This window comes from Achromobacter xylosoxidans A8 (assembly GCF_000165835.1).
Lineage (GTDB): Bacteria > Pseudomonadota > Gammaproteobacteria > Burkholderiales > Burkholderiaceae_B > Achromobacter > Achromobacter xylosoxidans_B.
Genome location: NC_014640.1, coordinates 6,291,019 through 6,308,811 on the forward strand (window position 1 = coordinate 6,291,019; position 17,793 = coordinate 6,308,811).

Here is a 17,793-nt window from a genome sequence, read left to right on the forward strand (position 1 = left end):
CTTCATTCAAAACGCGGCGGCCTGCGCTTCCGCCCTCAGCGCTGCCAGCACAGCCGGACGCTCCCCAATACGAGCGACATACGCCGCCAGGAACGGCCAACGGTCCAACTCAATCGCGAAGAACCGGCACCACCCCATCACCGTAAACAGATAGGCATCCGCCACGCTGAACTGCTGGCCCAGCAAATAGCCGCTCTCGGCAAGGATGCCGTCCAGGTAATCGAAGCGTTTGAAGAGCCGTTCGCGGAAGTGCGCCTTGGCGGCTTCGGGCAAGGCCGATTGAAACAAGGGCGCCGATCCTGCGTGGATCTCGCTGGTTAGGAAGTTCAGCCACTCCTGCAGCCGCGTGCGTTCACGCGTGCCATTGGGTGGCGCCAGCTGCATGCCAGGACGCAGGTCGGCCAGGTACTGAACGATGGCCGGTCCTTCAGTGAGCACATCGCCATCATCCAGCTCCAGCGCGGCGACATAGCCCTTGGGGTTGATCGTGCGGAAATCGCGGCCGTCCGCGGTCTGCTTGGTCTGGTTGTTCACCTTGACCAGTTCGAAGGGCAATTCCAGTTCGCGCAAGACGATGTGCGGCGACAGCGAGCAGGTATGCGGGGCGTAGTAGAGCTTCATGACATCTCCGGGAAACAACAGAGGGCAGTCTCTCGCGCCACGGTGCACAGGTAAAATTAATGCTCAAATTCCTCATCATTAGCTCAGCTACTTAATATGTTGAACCTGGGACATTGGCGCTTGCTGGTCGCGACGGCCGACACAGGCAACATTTCCCGCGCCGCCGAGCGCGTGGGCATTACCCAATCCGGCGCCAGCCAGGCCATCGCGCAACTGGAAGCGTCGCTGGGACTCCAGGTGTTCACCCGCTCCCGCAAGGAAGTGGCGGTAACGGCGCTGGGCGAACAGGTCATCGATCACGCCCGCGCGATGCTGTCTCACCTGGAGTCCATCCGCGCACTGGCCGACGACAGCCAGGGACTGAGCCAGGGCCGCATCCGGCTGGGCAGCTTTCCCTCTGTCATCTCGACGCTGCTGCCGCCTCTCCTGCACGGCTTCCGGCAGCGTCACCCCGGCATCGAGGTGGTGGCCTTGGAGGGTACGGATGAAGAGGTCGAGGAATGGCTATCGCGCGGCGCCATCGATCTGGGCGTGGTGATGAATCCCGCAACGCACAGGCAAGCCCTGATCCTGGGCCGCGACCGCTGGATGGCGCTGCTGCCCGGCACGCATGCGCTCAGCCGCCGCGCATCGTCGCGGGGCGTCGCATTGGCCGAGCTGGCCGATGAACCATTCATTCTGGCGACCGGCGGCTGCGCCGTGAATGGTCTGAGCCTGGCCCGCAAGGCCGAGCTGGAGCTCAACGACATCCGCGTCACGGTCCGCGATTGGGCCAGCGCCTGCGCATTGGTGCGAGAGGGCATGGGGGTTGCGGTGGTTCCCGAGTCCACCCTGCCCTCGGACATGCGCCAATTGCGGGCCTTGCCGCTAGCGCCGGCGGCGCGCCGGGAGTTCGGACTGGTGCCCTCCACCGCCGGGCGGCAATCCGCAGCAGTCGGGGCGCTGTGGCAGCATGCGGCCCTGGGTGTGAACGCGAAAGCTGCCGCCAAAGCACGTGCCGGCTGAGGCCTTTGTTCCGATGCAGGTCGCAGCACAAACAAAATCAAGCCCTGGTACGATTCGCCGCCCCGGAAGGCAGGGTGCGGCCTCCCACGCCTCACATTGCGGATTCCGGGCGGCTGAAGTAAATTTCACTCAGCCCTTCGTTCAGCGAACGCCCAAGTTCCACTTGGGACACTTATGTAGCTGGCGCGGGGCTTTTCTATTTCCCTTTCGCATATTCCGGCCGGATTTCGACTTCGGCAGGCATGAATAGCCAATGGCGATAGCCATGGCGCCAACGGTTTACCGCGTTCCCTTGCACTCCTGTGCTAACCCCAATATTGAATCCCGGATAAATGCCCCGTATTTGGGCGTTGGCGAACTTGTATACCGCCTCTTTCGCCCTGGTTCTCTTGCCGCGCACTCGCTCTCCCGCGGGCTTCTCCAAGTGCTTGTCGTTGAGGCGGAACTGCATAGCGCCCATCACTACATCCAGCGCTTGCAGAATCACATGCTCCTTTGAGTCGATTTCGGCAAGCTGGTCACGCCTGATACGAATCCCTGCCTCTCTGAAAGCGGCGCTTTTGTTGAGCCGCGCAACATAGTCCTTGAACTCCGCACACTTTTCCGCCTTATCTGGCAGCTTGTCGAAATAAATGCGCAAATGGGTTATCCCAGGGCCATTGGCGGAGTGCTGCAATCCGAACGCGTGCTTTACAAACTGGTAATACAAGACGAAGAATGCCCTCTCACGCTGTTCGCGGGTCAGGTTTTTGGCCGCGAAGTAATTTTGCGTGAACATGACGCGCAGCTTCAGCTTTGCCTCGCGGACCAGTAGAAATACCGTATCCAACAACGCCATGTATTTGTCTGCGTAAGCTTCGCTGATTTTCTGCCACTTCACCTCAGCCCCAAGGTTGAGCTCAACCTTCCTGGCCTCCAAGGTCGCAACGACCTCGTCCAGATGGTGCGATTCGACGAGCGCACCGCCGTAGAAGTTCGAAAAGTGCTTGCCCGAGATATCGGACTCGTCGCAGTAGAGAACCAACTCACGGGACATAGGTTTTACATTGCAGCAGAGGAGAAGCCATTCTCCATCGCAAGCAGTGCGGGACGCATCCTGACGCAGTGACAAATGCGTCACTCTCCGATTTCGAAGCCGTTTGCCAGAACCCCGCGCAAACCAGGCGAACCGTCCTGAGCACTTTCTCCGAGAGGTCCGGCAATGTGTCATACCAGCCACAGCATGCGCCGGCACCCGCCGCGCCCAACCGCAAGCCGGAACAACCCCCTAAACGGCACAGCAAGACGGTGCTATTCTCGCCGTCAGTACCCCGACACAGGCGACGTGCCAAGACACCATGCCGAATCAGCCGCCGTTACTTCGAGCCACGGGCGCTGCGGCGGCCTTGCTGGCCCTGCAGGGATGCAGCCTCAGCGGCGCGCCCTACGTGATCTTCGGGGCGTACTTTCCCAAATGGCTGCTGGCCTCGCTGATCGGCGTGGCGGCGGCGTTGGCGGCCCATCGTATTTTCGTCGCCACCGGGTGGAACGCCCGGATCCCCCTGCAGCTGTCCGTCTGTAGCGCCATCGGCCTGATCGTCGCAGTGCTGTTCTGGGCCCTGGGAACGAGGTAAGCGCGATGAAACTTGCCGGCAAGCGCAAGCAACCCGCCATCGGCCGCCTGATTGCCCTGGTCATCATCGCGCTGGGTATCTTCGCCCTGGCCTTTGCCTACCGTCGCAGTTCCAACTATCCCTCGACCGACGATGCCACGATAGACGCCGACGTGGTCCATGTGGCGACGCCGGTCGGCGGACGCCTCGTCAAACTGCCCGTGCGCGAGAACCAGCGCGTCGCCAAGGGCGAGCTGCTCTTCGAGATCGACCCCGAGCCCTACCGCCTGACCGTGAACCAGGCCGAGGCGGACCTGGCGATGGCCCGCGCGGCGCTGGAGACCCGGCGCCGGACGCTGATCGTCGAACGCGCGAATTCCAGCGTGGCCGACGAACAGCTGCGCCGCGCTCAAGCCAATCATGGCCTGGCCGCACGCACGGAGAAACGGCTGGCGCCGCTGGCGGCGCAGGGCTACGTGCCGACGCAGCAATACGACCAGGCCCAGGTCGCGCTGCGCGACGCCGAAGTGTCCCTGAAGCAGGCCCGGCAGCAACAAGCCGCCGCGGCCGAAGCGATCGGCGACGAAGCCGAGGCCCAGGCCGCGGTGCAAGCCCGCGAAGCTGCGCTCGCCCGCGCCCGCCATGCGCTCAACGATACGGTGGTGCGCGCGCCCCACGAAGGCTACGTGACGGGTCTGTCGGTGCTGACCGGCGAGACGGTCGCGCCCAGCCAGTCCCTATTCACGCTGGTCGCGGCGGACGAATGGTTCGCGGTCGCCAACTTCCGCGAGACCGACCTGGCCCGGATCGCGGAAGGCGACTGCGCCACCGTGTACTCCATGATCGACCGCACGCAGGCGATGCAAGGCAAGGTGGTGGGCATAGGCGCGGGCGTGCTCGACGGCGAGCGCATCAATATTCCGCACGCGTTGCCGCTGGTGCAGCGCTCGGTCAACTGGGTCCGCGTTGCGCAGCGGTTCCCGGTCCGGGTTCAATTGGAGGAGCCGCCAGCCACGCTGGTGCGCATGGGCGCCAGCGCCGTGGTCGAGGTCCGCCATGGCCCGGCCTGCCGCTGATTCCAACGCCCTGAGTCTCGCCGCGCTACGCCGGCTGCTGACGCCTTTTCCCGGACGTGGCGAGATGACGCTGCGCATGACGGTGATCTGCGTGCTGACCGCGCTGGTCGCCAGCGCCTACGGCACGCCCGAGGCGGCGCTGTCCGTTTACGTGGTCTTCTTCCTGTTGCGTCCCGACCGTGTGACCAGCGCCGTGCTGTCCACGGCGCTGCTGGTGCTGGTCACGCTGGTGATAGGCCTGATCCTGCTGGTGACGCAAGCCAGCATCGACTATCCGGTCTTGCGCGTCTCGGCCATGACGCTGCTGTCCATCGGCCTGCTCTACCTGACGTCCGCCAGCAAGCTGCGGCCGGTGGGCGCCATCCTGGCAATGATCGTGGGTTTTGGGCTAGACATGATGGGCAGCGTCCCGATAGGCGAGGTCAGCACGCGCATCCTCCTGTATGCCTGGCTCATGGTCGCGATTCCCGTGAGCCTCGCCATCGTCGTCAGCGTGGTGCTCGCCCCTTCTCCGCGCCGCCTCGCCTGCGGCCGCCTGGCGCGCCGGCTGCGGCAAGGCGCTCAACGCCTGACCGAATCCGGGCCCGGAGACTCCGAATTCGACGGGGTCCTGCACGAAGGCAACAAGCAGATCCTGACCTGGCTGAAGCTGTCGGTCGTGGAAGGCAGTTCCAGCCGCGCCGACGCGGCCGCGCTGCGCCAAGCCGCCGTCTCCAGCATCGCCATCCTTGGCGCCATCGACGTGCTGTGCGACGAGACCGGGCCAGGCCTGCCCCCCGCCCTGGCCCACCCGCTTGCGCGCACATTGGACGAGATGGCGGACATGCTGGAGCAAGGCGGCTATCCCGTGGACGTAGAGCTGGACCTGCCTTCCGCCACCGCGCTGTCTCTCGCCGCCCGGGCCGCCTACGACGAACTGTGCCAGGCTATCGCCGGCTACGCCGTACCCGTTCCCGACGCCATCCCCACCGCTCCGACCCAGCGCGGCGGTTTCTTCCTGCCCGACGCCGGCAGCAATCCCGAACACATCGCCTATGCCCTGAAGACCACCGGCGCCGCCATGTTCTGCTACCTGCTTTACACCCTGTTGGACTGGCCCGGCATCCACACCTGCTTCATCACCTGCTACATCGTGTCGCTGGGTACCTCCGGAGAAACCGTGCAGAAGCTGCGCCTGCGCCTGATCGGTTGCCTCATCGGCGCCGCAACCGGCACGGCCGCCCTGGTGTTCCTCGTACCGCACATGGACTCGGTCGGCTCGCTGCTGGCGCTGGTCGGCGCCGCCTCCGCCGTCTCGGCCTGGATCGCGGTCGGCCCGCCCCGGATCGCCTACGCGGGCTTCCAGATCGCCTTCGCGTTCTTCCTGTGCGTCATACAAGGCCCCGGCCCGGGTTTCGACCTGACCATCGCACGCGACCGCACTATCGGCATTCTGCTGGGCAATATCGTCGTCTACCTGGTTTTCACGCGTATCTGGCCGGTCAGTATCGGCACCCGCGTGGACCAGGCCCTGGCTGCACTGCGCGAACAATGGCATGCGGTGGCAACGTCGGGCGATCAGCGCCACGCCCTGGCAGCCGAGGCCCTGGCTGCTGGGCGCGAAGCCGCACAGAACCTCGCCCTGGCCGTCCACGAACCGTCCTGGGTGCGACCAGACGATCAGTGGCGGGACTCCCGCCGCGATGCCCTGGCCAGACTGTCGGCCATCGCTGCGCCCCTGACGCTGGCAGCCGGTCGCGCCCCGGGCGACCCCGCGCTGATGGCGCGCCTGAACCGCGCGGGCTCCCCCGGCGTATACGCGCCGGCACCCAGCCCCGCCCGGCGGACCGACACGACGCTTTCGGCGCTACTGCTGTTGATCGACGCAAGAGCCGCGCGCGCCGCCCCCGTCCCACCTGCCCGCCCTGCCAAGGAATCCACGGCCCATGCCCCAGCCTGAGACGCCGCGCCTGTCCGCCCGCCTGCTCGGGCTGGCCCTGCTGCTGAACCTGGCGGGCTGTGCCACCTCGTCTCTGGACTTGGCCCCGCCGCGCCCGGACCGTCCCTGGAATCCGTCCACCAACGCCGATGGCGCCATCGTCCCAGGCCCCGGCCAGGCCGACCGCCCGGATGCCTCTTATACGCTGCCGCCCAACGCCGGCGTCGCCGCGTTGCCCGCCAGCCCCGAGATCGACGCCAGCCACGAGTACTCGCTGCCCGAGCTCATCGACCTGGCCCAATCCGCCAACCCGCGCACTCGCATTGCTTGGAACACCGCCCGCAACACGGCGCTGGCCGCGGGCATCGCCAAGAGCATCTACCTGCCGCAGTTGGCGGCCAGCGCGATCACCGGCTGGAATCATGGCCGCTGGGCCAACGACACCCCATTGGGTGAATCGAGCGCCGACAACAACAACCACGGCACCCTCTCCGTGCTGTCGCTGCAATGGCTGCTGTTCGATTTCGGCGGCAAGCAGGCCCGCGTGCAGGCGGCCGAACAGGCCTCCATCGCCAGCAACATCGCGCTCACCGCCATACACCAGCAGGTCATCCAGGAAGTCAGCGTCGCGTACCACGGCTACATTGCGTCGCGCTCGCGCACGGTGAATGCGCACCAGGGCCAGATCAACGCCAACACCCTGCTGGATGCCGCGAACGCGCGCTACCGGCAAGGACAAGGCACCGTGGTCGAAGTGGCCCAGGCCACGCAGAACCGCGAACAGGCCCGGCTTGGGCTCGTGGTCGCGGAAGGCGTCGAACAGGACTCGTATCTGGGGCTGATCACCGCCATGGGCATCTCGCCCCTGTCCAAGCCCCGCATCGCCGCGCAAGCCGACCGCCCCCTGAACCCCGGGCTGAGCCAGCCCGTGGAACAGATCATCGCCGACGCCCTGGTGCGCCGCCCCGACGTGCTCGCCGCCTACGCGGCGGAGCGGGCCGAACAGGCCAAGGCCCGCGCCGCCGACTCGGATTTCCTGCCCAAGGTCTTCGTGTCGGCGTCCACGTCCTACGCCTCCGGCCGTTCCTCCATCACTGCCGTGCCCGCCCTGGGCCAACAGGCCGCGACCGTCAATCTGGACGGCAACCGCTCCGGCTCCAACGTCTTCCTGGGCGTCACGCTGCCCTTGTATGACGGCGGCATGCGGTCCGCGATCCGGATGCAGGCACAGAACGACGCCGCCAGCGCCGGCGAACGTCTCAGCCGCGCCAAGCAGGAGGCGACGCGCCAGATCGTCGCGGCCCAGAACGCCCTGCGCTCCGGTATCGCCGCGAACGAGGCTGCCGCCTCATTGCTCAAGGCCGGCCGCACCACCTACGACGCCGCACTGGCCTCCTACCGCCACGGCATAGGCTCCCTGATCGACGTCACCCTGGCGCAGAGCCAAATGCTGGCGGCGCAGAACGCCTATGCCGACAGCCTGAGCAATGCCCGCTCGGCCGCGACCGTGCTGGCCGTCGCGACCGGCAGGGTAGCGCTGCCGGACGAACGCTGAACCACAGGCCTGCAATGCCATCGCACCGCCACCCGGCTCCCACGCCATGACGCCCCGCCTCCTCGCGCTGACCGTGCTCTCGATGCTGGCCTTCGCCGGCAACTCGCTGCTGTGCCGCCTCGCGCTCAAGCAGACCGCGATCGATCCCGCCACCTTCGTCGCCATCCGCATCGGGTCCGGCGCGCTGGTGCTGTGGCTGGTGTTGCGGCTGCGCAAGCCCGCCGGGCGTGTGGAAGGCAATTGGCATGGGGCGTTTGCGTTGCTGGCCTATGCCCTGGCATTCTCCTATGCCTACACGCAAATCCCCGCCGGCACGGGCGCCTTGCTGCTGTTCGCGTCGATCCAAATCAGCATGATTCTGTACGGGCTCTTCATCGGCGAAAGACTGAGCATCACGCAGAGCCTGGGCATAGGCCTGGCGGCGGCCGGCTTGGTCATCCTGATGCTGCCCGGTGTCAGCGCGCCGCCGTTGTTGCATGCCTTGCTGATGATCGTGGCAGGCATTGCCTGGGGCGCCTATTCATTGCTGGGCCGCGGCGCCAAGGATGCGGCGTCGGCAACGGCAGGAAATTTCATCCGCGCCACACCCGTCGCCCTGGTGCTGTTCCTGCTGCATGCCCTGACCTCGCGCGTGGGCTACGACGCTGCGGGGGTGGCATACGCCGTGGCGTCCGGCGCGGTGACCTCGGGCCTGGGCTATGTCCTCTGGTACGCGGCGCTCAAGGGCCTGAAAGTCACCCACGCCGCCACCGTGCAGCTCAGCGTGCCAGTGCTCACGGCGTTCGGCGGGACCCTGTTCCTGGATGAACCCGTGACCGGCATCCTGATCGCCGCCTCGGCGCTGATACTGCTGGGCATCGCGCTGGTGGTGCTGGTTAAAAAGCGGCCGGCTTGACGGCCCTTCAATTCACGCGCTTGGGCAGCACCGCCCGCATCCAGCGCGACAAGCGCGGCCGGATGCGCTGGTTATGCAGCAGCACGGCACCCACGGCGCCGATAAACGCACCGACCACCGTATCCAGGAAGCGCGCCTCGATGACGGCCGCAGGATAGCCCTGGCCCAGGTGCGGCGCCTCAGCCAGAAAGATCGTCAGCGGCGTAATCAGCACCACAGCGCTGGCATAGTGGCGCACCACCAGCGTTTCTATGCCGAACGACAGCGCCATCATCACCAGGCTCAGGGTCCATACGTTCAGAGGCAGGCTCAACAAGGCCCATGCCACGCACAGGCCCACGGCGGTACCCAGGATACGGTGCAGCTGGCGGTTCCAGGCTGCCATCAGGGTGGCGCCCTGGATGATGGCCAGGCAGCTGACAGGCACCCAATAGGGCCGCGGCAATTGCAGCAGCTCGGCCACCAGCAGGGACACGCCCACGAACAGGCCGATGATCACGGAGTCGTAAACCACGAAATCGAACGTAGGCCTGGGCAGCGCGGTTTCGGGCGGCGGCGGCGCGACCCGCGTCATGTGCAGGGAGTACACAAACGCCACCAGGCATGCGACCAGACTACCCAGGGCCACCATGCCGACACGCGTGGGGATTTCCTGCACGCTCCCCGGCGTGTAGGCCGCGATCGCGGTTGCCATGATGTAGAACAGGCTGCCCGGCGGCCCCAGCCGGTAGCAGCGGCAGACCATGTTCACCACCATGGCGATAAAGGTCAGCGCCAACAGCATTACCGTGGGCCAGAACTGCGTCAGCGCGCCCACCGCATAGCAGGCCACCATGCCGAAGGACGCAGCCAGCAGCATCATCATGCGGTGCTGCAACGAGGAATTGGGCAGGCTCAGGAACACCATGCCGCCCAGGCTGGACATCAGGCCGTAATCCATACGCCCGAAATAGGCGCCGACCAGCAAGGGCAGCCCCGAAGACAGAGCCGCGGCCAGGGGCATCTCCCAGGGCCTATCGCTGGCGTTGACCCGAATCAGTTCGCGCCACACGCCCAGCAGCCGCGCCTTGGCCCAGGCGTACCCGCGCCACGCAGCTGGGCCGCGCCCGGAGGGTTCTTTGTTCTTGTTCATGGACAGGCCTGTGGAAAATTCCGCTCGACGGATTTAACGGGAATTCCCTGATTCTCCCCCCTTATGCCGCTGGCTACCATTCGCCGCACCTCAGCCTTCGGCTGATCGCTACAAATGCGCCGTACGGCGCGGAGACATCCATGAAAGCACTCAAACTCGCCGCGGCAGGCACCGCCTTACTCATTTCGTCCTTGACCGCCCACGCCGGCGCGACTTTCGAGGCGGTCAAGAGCAAGGGCTTCGTCCAATGCGGCGTGTCCACCGGCGTCGCCGGCTTTTCGGTGAACGACAGCAAGGGCGGCTGGATCGGCCTGGACGTGGACCTGTGCCGCGCGCTGGCCATCACCATGTTCGGCGACGCCTCCAAGGCCAAGATCATGGCCGTCAGCGCGCTGCAGCGCTTCACCGCCCTGCAGTCCGGCGAAGTCGACGTCCTGCCCCGCAACACCACGCTCTCGCTGACCCGCGACACCACGCTGGGCCTGATCGGCGTGGCCGTGAACTACTACGACAGCCAGGGCATCATGGTGAACAAGTCCCTGAACGTGAAAAGCGCCAAGGAACTGGACGGCGCCACGGTTTGCGTGCAGCCCGGCACCACCACCGAACTGAACCTGGCCGACTGGTTCCGCTCGCAGAACATCGTCTTCAAGCCCGTGGTGGTGGAACGCCTGGACGAGATCATCCGCGCCTTCGCGGTGGGCCGTTGCGATGCTTTTACCGGCGACAAATCGCAACTGGCCGCGGCGCGCAGCAATCTGGAGAACCCGGAAAAGTACGACATCCTGCCGGAGAACTTCTCCAAGGAGCCGCTGGGCCCCATGGTCCGCCAGGGCGACGAGCAATGGTTCAACGTGGTCCGCTGGACTCTGTTCGCCATGCTGGAAGCCGAGGAATACGGCATCACCTCCAAGAACGTCGATGAAATGCTCAAGAGCACCAATCCCAACGTGCAGCGCCTGCTGGGCGTGACCCCGGGCATGGGCAAGAACCTGGGAGTGGATGACAAGTGGGCCTACAACATCATCAAGAATATCGGCAACTACGGCGAAAGCTTTGAGAAGAACCTCGGCCCCAGCAGCCCGCTGAAGCTGCCGCGCGGCCTGAACGCCTCTTACCGCGATGGCGGCTTGATGTACGGCTGGCCGGTGCGCTAAGCACGCAGCAAGACCTTGCCAGGCATCGCCCGCTACGGCTTCGCGCCGTGGAACAACGGCGATGCCTGGATTCTTCCCAGCATCCCTCTTGCCGCACTGGTCAGCGGCCGATTGGCGCGCACGATCAGCCGCGTCTGCGCCGCCTCGAAGATGGGATTGGTGGTGCGCAGCGCCACCAGTTCGCCTCTGGCGACTTCCTTCACCACCGAATTCGCCGACGTGAAGGTCAGGCCCAGGCGGCTTTCCACATAACGCTTCAAGGTCACGATCGAGTTGGCAATGAAGCTGGGCGACAGCACGATGTTCTCCGAGAGCTCGGCCATCTCAATCAACTGGCGCAGGCCGAACCCCGGCCCCATGAGCGCGATCGGATGGCTCGCCACGTCCTTCAGCGTCGGCCGCTTGCGTTGCCGCGCCAGCGGATGATCCGGCCACGCGATCACGCACAGCGGATGGTTGCGCGTATGGACCACGCGTATGCCGGGGTCCGCCGGGGCGCCGAACACCACGCCGATATGTGCGTCGTCGTGCACCACGGCGCGCACCGCGTCGGAAGCGCCTGCCACCTTCAGCGATACCCGCACGCCGGGATGCTGTCGGCAGAATTCGTCCACCACGCCGCTCATCAGGATGTCCACGAATCCCTCGCTGGTGACGATCTGGATATCGCCGCGTTGCAAGCCGTTGACCTCGTCCAGCCGGGCGCGCAGGGCCTGCTCGCTGGCCTGCCGGTCGCGGCAATGATCCATCACGATGGCCGCCATATCGGTGGGCACGATGCCGCGGCCCTTGCGCTCCAGCAGCGCCACGCCCAGCTCCGTTTCGAGCAGCTGGATCTGGCGGCTGACGATGGACGGCTCCACACCTAGGCGCTCGGCGGCGCCGCGCACCGACCCGGTCGTCACCGCCTCGAAGAAGTATTGCAGGCGCCGCGCGCTCAAACCTCCGTCCATGCTTGTCCCCTTTTCTACGATTTCTTCAAATCGTTGCCTTTTTAGCAACAAACTTCCTCTCAGCTTACATTGATTTACAGGGCTGCGATTGCGAATAATGCGCGTACTTTCAAATCCGCTCGGTTGCGAGCCGCAAGCTGGAAACCAGCGGCGGCGGCAATGCGAGGTAACGCCCATTTCGAGCCTTAAAGCATGAAACTCTTCGCTTCGATCCTCGCTGCCGCAACCCTGAGCGTGTTCACTCAACAGGCCGCATTCGCCTCGCCGGAAGCCGCCTACCCGAGCAAGCCCGTCAAGGTCGTGGTCGGCTACGCGCCTGGCGGCTCGTCCGACGCCGTGGCGCGGCTGATCGCCGGCCGCCTGTCGGACAAGCTGGGTCAGACCTTCGTGGTCGAGAACCGCCCCGGCGCCGCCAGCAACATCGCCGCCGCCACCGTGGCGCGCTCGCCCAACGACGGCTACACCATCCTGCTGGGCTCGAACGCCAGCACCATCAACGTGTCGCTGTACAAGGAGCTGTCCTTCGACTTCCAGAAGGACTTCGCGCCGGTGGCGCTGCTGACGCGCTTCCCCAACATCATGGTGGTGAACAACACCGTGCCGGCCAAGACCGTGCAGGAGTTCATCACCTACGCCAAGGCCAACCCCAAGAATATCTTCTTCGCCTCGTCCGGCGCAGGATCGTCGACCCGCCTGTCGGCTGAACTGTTCAAGATGATGACCGGCGTGGAAATGGAGCACGTGCAGTACAAGGGCAGCGCGCCCGCCCTCACCGACCTGATGGCGGGCCGCATCCAGGTGATGTTCGATACGGCGCCTTCCGTCATGCAGCTCATCCAGGGCGGCAAGCTGCGCGCGCTGGGCGTCACCAGCGCTACCGTCCAGCCCTTCGCGCCCGAGATCCCCACCATCGACGCCACCGTCAAGGGTTACGAGATGACGTCCTGGTACGCGCTGTTCACGCCGGCCGGCACGCCCGCGGGCATCGTGGAAAAGCTGAACAAGGAAGTCAACGCGATCCTGGCTGAGAAGGAAATCCAGGAAAAGCTCGCCGGCATGGTCGCCACGCCCGGCGGCGGCACGACTGAAGAGCTGCGCCAACACGTCGCTTCCGAAATCGCCAAGTACGCCGACGTGGTCAAGGCATCCGGCGCCACCGCGGACTAAGCACTCGTACCATGCGCGTTTTCACCGGTTCGCTGTCCACGGAGACCAATACGTTCGCTCCGCTGCCCACCTCGCTGGATGATTTTTCCGACCGGGGCTATTACCCCGCCGGCACCCATCCTCCCGAGATGACCATCTTCAGCGGACCCCTGTGGGCAGCGCGCCAGCGCGGCGCGCAACACGGCTGGACCGTGATCGAAGGCATGGCCGCCGGCGCCCAACCCGGCGGCGTCACCACCCGCCATGCTTACGAAACGCTGCGTGATGAACTGCTGCGCGACCTGCAGCAGGCCCTGCCCGTCGACATGGTGGTGCTGGGCCTGCACGGCGCCATGGTGGCCGATGGTTATGAAGACTGCGAAGGCGACCTGCTGACGCGGATACGCAAGATCGTCGGCCCCGGAGTCGTGGTGGGCGCGGAACTGGATCCGCACTGCCACCTGTCGGAGGCCATGGTGTCCAACGCCGACATGCTGGTCGCGTATAAGGAATATCCCCACACCGACATACGCGAACGCGCGCTGGAACTGGTGGACTTCTGCGCGGCCATCGTCGAGCGTCGCATCGCGCCCGTCGCGGCCGTCGTTGACTGCGGGATGGTCGTCACCATCCGCACGCCGCAGGAACCGGCGCGCGGCTACATCGACCGCATTAGCGCGCTGGAGGGCAAAGACGGCATCCTCTCCATTTCCGTGGTGCACAGCTTCGCCTGGGGCGACGTGCCAGACATGGGGACCAAGCTGCTGGTCTATGCCGACGGCGACACCCAGGCCGCCCAGCAGCTCGCACGGCGCCTGGCTGACGAGCTGATAGGCATGCGCGAAGTGTTGACGCCTGTCTATCCCAAACCGGACGTAGCCATCGACCAGGCTCTGGCATACGGCGTAACGCCTGTCGTCATTGCCGATGCGGCCGACAATCCCGGCGGCGGCGGTGCGGGGGACTCAACCTTCCTGCTGCGGCGTCTGCTGGAACGCGGCATGCGCAATGTGGCGATAGGCCCCATGTGGGACCCGATCGCCGTCCGCATCGCCTTCAGCGCCGGCGTGGGCGCGCGTTTGCCCTTGCGCATTGGGGGCAAGATCAGCCCGCTGTCTGGAGAGCCTCTGGATCTGATGTGCACGGTCAAGGCGCTGGTGCCGGACATGGTCATGACGGGGTTGTCCGGATCGCCAGCAGTGGTGGGGAATTCTGCGCTGGTCGAGGCCGATGGCATCGAGATCGTATTGATCACGGTGCGGGCCCAGGCCATGGATACCGATGTTTTCACCCAGCTGGGATGCCGGTTGGAGGAAAAGACGCTGATCGTGGTGAAGTCGGCGCAGCACTTCCAGGCTTCGTTCTCGAAGGTGGCGCGGAAGGTCGTGTTTGCGGACGCGCCGGGGTCGGCGGCGTTGGATTTGAGGGGATTGGCGTACGAGCATATCCAAAGGCCAAAGTGGCCGATTGATATGTGACAAAATTTGCGGTGCACCTGCATCCGGGCCTGTTGTATTGAAGGGATACACAACAGTCGCCAGCGGTTCATCGTCGGCGAGTTACCCTAGCCAATCCAGCGCCCGTCCGCTGAATGCGTTACTCTCCCCCTCCCCAATTCAAGTCCGCAAGGAGCCCCCAAATGGCACAAGCCTCCGCCCGTCACATCCTCGTCTCCACCGAAGCCAAGGCTAACGAACTGAAGACAGCCATCGAAAACGGCGCCGACTTTGCTCAGCTGGCCAAGGAAAACTCCAGCTGCCCGTCCTCGCGCGACGGCGGCAACCTGGGTACGTTTGGTCCGGGTCAGATGGTCAAGGAATTCGACACCGTGGTGTTCAGCGCCCCGGTCGGCGAAGTCCAGGGCCCGGTGAAGACGCAATTCGGCTACCACCTGGTTGAAGTGACCAGCCGCAAGGACTAAGTCCCTACACTGCACGTCAAAAGGCCGGCGCCAGGAGAATCTGGCGCCGGCCTTTTTTTCCGCTCAGCCTAGAGCGGAGAATCTATTCCTTGCCCGTCATCACCATATGCGCCAGCGCATCCGCGTCCAGTCCGGCCACGTCGCGCTCGATGACTTTGGCGCCGCTCTTCAGGATCGCGACCCGGTCCGCAAGCGCCACCACGTCGGCCATGTTGTGGCTGATGAGGATGACGGTGCGGCCTTCCTCGCGCAGTTTGCGCACCAGGTTCAGCACCAGCGCGGTTTCCTTGACGCCCAGCGCGGCGGTGGGTTCGTCCATGATGACGACGCGGGCGTCCCAGCGCAGGGCGCGGGCGATGGCGACGGCCTGGCGCTGGCCGCCGGACATGCGTTCCACGGGCCGGTCCATGTCGTCGATGGGCACGGACAGGCGCTGCAAGTAACCGCGCGCGTCCTGGGCCATGCGGCGCTTGTCCAGGATGCTGAGCGGGCCCACGCGGCGCACCAGTTCGGCGCCCATGAAAATGTTCTCCCAGATCGACAGGCGCGGAGCCAGCGCCAGATCCTGGTAGATAGTGGCGATGCCTTGCACCAGGGCGTCGTGGGGCGAGCCGAACACGACCTGTTTGCCGTTCAGGCTCATCGCGCCGCCGCTGGGTTCCTGCGCGCCGGAGATGATGCGGATGAGCGTGGACTTGCCCGCGCCGTTGTCGCCACAGATGGCCATGACCTTGCCCTGAGGCACGTCCAGGTCCACGCCTTTCAGGGCTTCGACGGCGCCGTAGGATTTCTTGATCTGGCGTAGCGACAACGCGGCGGTCATGACTGCGGGCTCTTACTTGGCGGGTTGCAGGAATTTCTGGACGTTGCTGGCGTCGACCAGGACCGAGTCCATGAACAGGTAGGGGCCGGCGGCGATGGTTTCCCTGGGCTCCTTCTTCACGACGATGCGGTCGATGGCGTAGATGGCCTTGGTGCCCATCTGCTCGAAGGGAATCATCATGGTGGCGGTGATGAGGCTGTTGGGATCAGCGATGCGGCGGTAGGTTTCCGGGCTACCGTCGACGGACACCAGGGTGATGTCGCCCTTCTTCATGCCCTGGGCCTGCAGCAGGTCGTCGATGACATAGGCCTGGCCGTCGAACGAGGCCCAGATGCCTTTGAACTGGCCCTGGTGGCGCAGCAGCAGCGCCTGCATGCCGTTGCGCACGTCGTCGCGCCAGCTCTGGGTGCGGGCCATGCTGAACTTGGCCAGGTCCTTGACCGCGGTGTTTTCGGTCAGGACGGCGTCCAGCATCTTGCCGCGGATGCGGGTGCCGGAGTTGCCGTCGAAGCGGGCGGACAGGATGTTGCCTTGGTAGCCCATCTTGCCCAGCAGGTACAGCACGGACTGGGCGCCGGTGGCGTATTCGTTGACCTCGACGTCGAACAGCATGTGGGGGCTGGCGCCCGACATCACGCCGACTACCGGAATGCCCTTTTCCTTGGCGGCTTGCAGCTGCGCATCGGTTTCGACGGGCTTGCCCATGGCGATGACGATAGCGTCGACCTTCTTATTAACCAGGGTGTCGAGCTGTTCGGCCAGCTTGGGTAGCGACCCTTCAGCGTTCAACTGGGTAACCGTCCAACCTTTTGCACGGGCGGCTTCGGCAGCGGCGTTGGCAACGCGGGCATGGGTTTCCGAGGACATCTGGAACGCCACCACGCCCACGTCGAAGGCGTGCGCGGCGGCGCCCATGGCCAGGGCCTGCACGGAAAACGCGGCCAACAGCAGATTGCGCATCAAGGATTTACGCATGGTTATCTTCCCCTTCCGATCAGAATTTGAAAGCCGCTTTCTTCAGCACGGCCGATGACACCGCGACCGACGCGATGATGATGAAGCCCAGGACGATGTCCTGCACGTAGTACGGCGCGCCCATGAGGACCAGGCCGTTGCCCAGCACCTTGAGGATCAGCGCGGCAACCAGCGTGCCGGGTATGTTGGCGTGGCCGGGATTGAACATGGTCATGCCCAGCAGCACCGCGGCAATCGCATACAGGAAGTAGTCGCCGGCCATATTGGGCGCGGCGGACGACAGGCTGGACGTGAGCAGCACAGCCGCCAGGCCCGCGCACAGGCCGGACAAAGCCAGGCCTATGCTTTTCATGGCGCGGATGTTGATGCCGGCCAGCCGTGCGGATTCGCCGGCCTCGCCCGTGGCTGTCATGCGCGCGCCGGTGCGGGTCCACTTGACCAGGAAGAATGCGAGCAGGACCGTACCCAGCATCCACAGCACCAGGGCGGGAATGCCGAAAGGCTTGCCACGGGCCAGATCGGTGAAGGCAGCGGGCCAGCGGCCCACATAGGACACGCCATCGGTCAGCATGAAGGCAAAGCCGCGCGCCATGGCGGCCATGCCCAGGGTGGCGATAAGCGAAGGCACGCGCAGTCGCGTGACGGCGACGCCATTCACCAGCCCGCACAAGAGGCCCACGCCCAGGCCCGCGCCTATGGCCAGGAGCACCGGCTGACCGGTATGCACCAAGGCGCCGGTGACGACGGCCGCCAGGCTGGCGACGTCGGCGACGGACAAATCCAGTTCGGCCGTGACCAGCGCCAGCGTGAAGCCGATGGCGATGATGGCCAGGAAACTGGTTTCCTTGGCGATGTTCAGAAGATTGTTGGGCGCCGCGAAATTCGGGGCCGCCAATGCGAAAAAGCCCACCAGGACCAATCCCGCGATTGCCGTGCCGTACTTCTCCAGGATGCCGCGCATCGACTCGACCCTTGCTGCGTTTTGTTTGTTATGCAGGCGCATGGCTGCGCCCCGCTGATGGCG

Annotated in this window: 17 protein-coding genes; 10 read left to right on the forward strand and 7 right to left on the reverse strand. The window is 65.2% G+C overall.

From position 1 onward, the window contains the following. Positions 1-6: 6 nt before the first annotated feature. On the reverse strand, positions 7-621 hold the full coding sequence (gene gstA / locus AXYL_RS28945) for a glutathione transferase GstA (RefSeq protein WP_013396441.1): 615 nt from the start codon (positions 619-621) through the stop codon (positions 7-9). 96 nt (positions 622-717) lie between these two features. On the opposite strand from gstA, the gene AXYL_RS28950 reads away from it, so the two are divergent. Next, positions 718-1,626 (forward strand): LysR family transcriptional regulator, encoded by a 909-nt coding sequence (locus tag AXYL_RS28950; protein WP_013396442.1) that lies wholly within the window; start codon positions 718-720, stop codon positions 1,624-1,626. Between the two features lie 196 nt (positions 1,627-1,822). Here AXYL_RS28950 and AXYL_RS28955 read toward each other — a convergent pair whose 3' ends face one another. Beyond that, on the reverse strand, positions 1,823-2,662 hold the full coding sequence (locus AXYL_RS28955; protein ID WP_013396443.1) for a DUF3800 domain-containing protein: 840 nt from the start codon (positions 2,660-2,662) through the stop codon (positions 1,823-1,825). A 301-nt stretch (positions 2,663-2,963) separates the two neighbouring features. Between AXYL_RS28955 and AXYL_RS28960 the strand changes: the two genes are divergently transcribed. Genes AXYL_RS28960 through AXYL_RS28980 form a run of 5 tightly spaced genes read left to right on the forward strand, consistent with a single transcriptional unit; the run spans position 2,964 to position 8,662 of the window. Further along, entirely contained in the window at positions 2,964-3,239 is a 276-nt protein-coding gene (locus AXYL_RS28960; RefSeq protein ID WP_013396444.1) for a hypothetical protein, read from the forward strand. Positions 3,240-3,244: 5 nt separating this feature from the next. Then, complete coding sequence (gene mdtN / locus AXYL_RS28965; RefSeq protein ID WP_013396445.1) at positions 3,245-4,294, forward strand: multidrug transporter subunit MdtN; 1,050 nt, start codon at positions 3,245-3,247, stop codon at positions 4,292-4,294. Then, positions 4,275-6,233, forward strand: a complete 1,959-nt coding sequence (locus AXYL_RS28970; RefSeq protein ID WP_013396446.1) for an FUSC family protein — start codon at positions 4,275-4,277, stop codon at positions 6,231-6,233. Before mdtN ends, AXYL_RS28970 begins: the two co-directional genes overlap by 20 nt. Then, a complete protein-coding gene (locus AXYL_RS28975) occupies positions 6,220-7,767 on the forward strand; it encodes a TolC family protein (RefSeq protein WP_013396447.1) in 1,548 nt (515 codons plus the stop codon). The genes AXYL_RS28970 and AXYL_RS28975 overlap by 14 nt, the downstream gene beginning before the upstream one ends. Positions 7,768-7,813: 46 nt before the next feature. After that, complete coding sequence (locus AXYL_RS28980; protein ID WP_013396448.1) at positions 7,814-8,662, forward strand: DMT family transporter; 849 nt, start codon at positions 7,814-7,816, stop codon at positions 8,660-8,662. Between the two features lie 7 nt (positions 8,663-8,669). On the opposite strand, the gene AXYL_RS28985 is transcribed toward AXYL_RS28980, so the two are convergent. Beyond that, positions 8,670-9,794 carry an FUSC family protein gene (locus tag AXYL_RS28985; protein ID WP_013396449.1) on the reverse strand — a complete coding sequence of 375 codons (1,125 nt, stop codon included), beginning with the start codon at positions 9,792-9,794 and terminating at the stop codon, positions 8,670-8,672. A gap of 140 nt (positions 9,795-9,934) precedes the next feature. Between AXYL_RS28985 and AXYL_RS28990 the strand changes: the two genes are divergently transcribed. After that, positions 9,935-10,951 (forward strand): amino acid ABC transporter substrate-binding protein, encoded by a 1,017-nt coding sequence (locus tag AXYL_RS28990; protein ID WP_013396450.1) that lies wholly within the window; start codon positions 9,935-9,937, stop codon positions 10,949-10,951. A gap of 32 nt (positions 10,952-10,983) precedes the next feature. Here the strand turns inward: AXYL_RS28990 and AXYL_RS28995 are convergent, their stop codons facing one another. Further along, entirely contained in the window at positions 10,984-11,904 is a 921-nt protein-coding gene (locus AXYL_RS28995; protein WP_013396451.1) for a LysR family transcriptional regulator, read from the reverse strand. A 192-nt stretch (positions 11,905-12,096) separates the two neighbouring features. Here AXYL_RS28995 and AXYL_RS29000 point away from each other — a divergent pair, with 192 nt between their 5' ends. From AXYL_RS29000 to AXYL_RS29010, 3 genes are all read left to right on the forward strand, one after another. Further along, positions 12,097-13,071: a tripartite tricarboxylate transporter substrate binding protein gene (locus tag AXYL_RS29000; RefSeq protein WP_013396452.1), complete on the forward strand. Its 975-nt coding sequence runs from the start codon at positions 12,097-12,099 to the stop codon at positions 13,069-13,071. An 11-nt stretch (positions 13,072-13,082) separates the two neighbouring features. Next, a complete protein-coding gene (locus AXYL_RS29005) occupies positions 13,083-14,528 on the forward strand; it encodes a M81 family metallopeptidase (RefSeq protein ID WP_013396453.1) in 1,446 nt (481 codons plus the stop codon). 161 nt (positions 14,529-14,689) lie between these two features. Further along, positions 14,690-14,971: a peptidylprolyl isomerase gene (locus AXYL_RS29010; protein WP_006385706.1), complete on the forward strand. Its 282-nt coding sequence runs from the start codon at positions 14,690-14,692 to the stop codon at positions 14,969-14,971. A gap of 82 nt (positions 14,972-15,053) precedes the next feature. Here AXYL_RS29010 and AXYL_RS29015 read toward each other — a convergent pair whose 3' ends face one another. The 3 genes from AXYL_RS29015 to AXYL_RS29025 are packed head-to-tail and all read right to left on the reverse strand — an operon-like array spanning position 15,054 to position 17,730. Next, the gene (locus AXYL_RS29015; protein ID WP_013396454.1) at positions 15,054-15,794 is read right to left on the reverse strand and encodes an ATP-binding cassette domain-containing protein; all 741 of its coding nucleotides are present in this window, start codon (positions 15,792-15,794) and stop codon (positions 15,054-15,056) included. A 12-nt stretch (positions 15,795-15,806) separates the two neighbouring features. Further along, positions 15,807-16,769, reverse strand: a complete 963-nt coding sequence (locus AXYL_RS29020) for a sugar ABC transporter substrate-binding protein (protein ID WP_013396455.1) — start codon at positions 16,767-16,769, stop codon at positions 15,807-15,809. A 19-nt stretch (positions 16,770-16,788) separates the two neighbouring features. Then, positions 16,789-17,730, reverse strand: a complete 942-nt coding sequence (locus tag AXYL_RS29025; RefSeq protein WP_013396456.1) for an ABC transporter permease — start codon at positions 17,728-17,730, stop codon at positions 16,789-16,791. Positions 17,731-17,793: the final 63 nt, after the last annotated feature.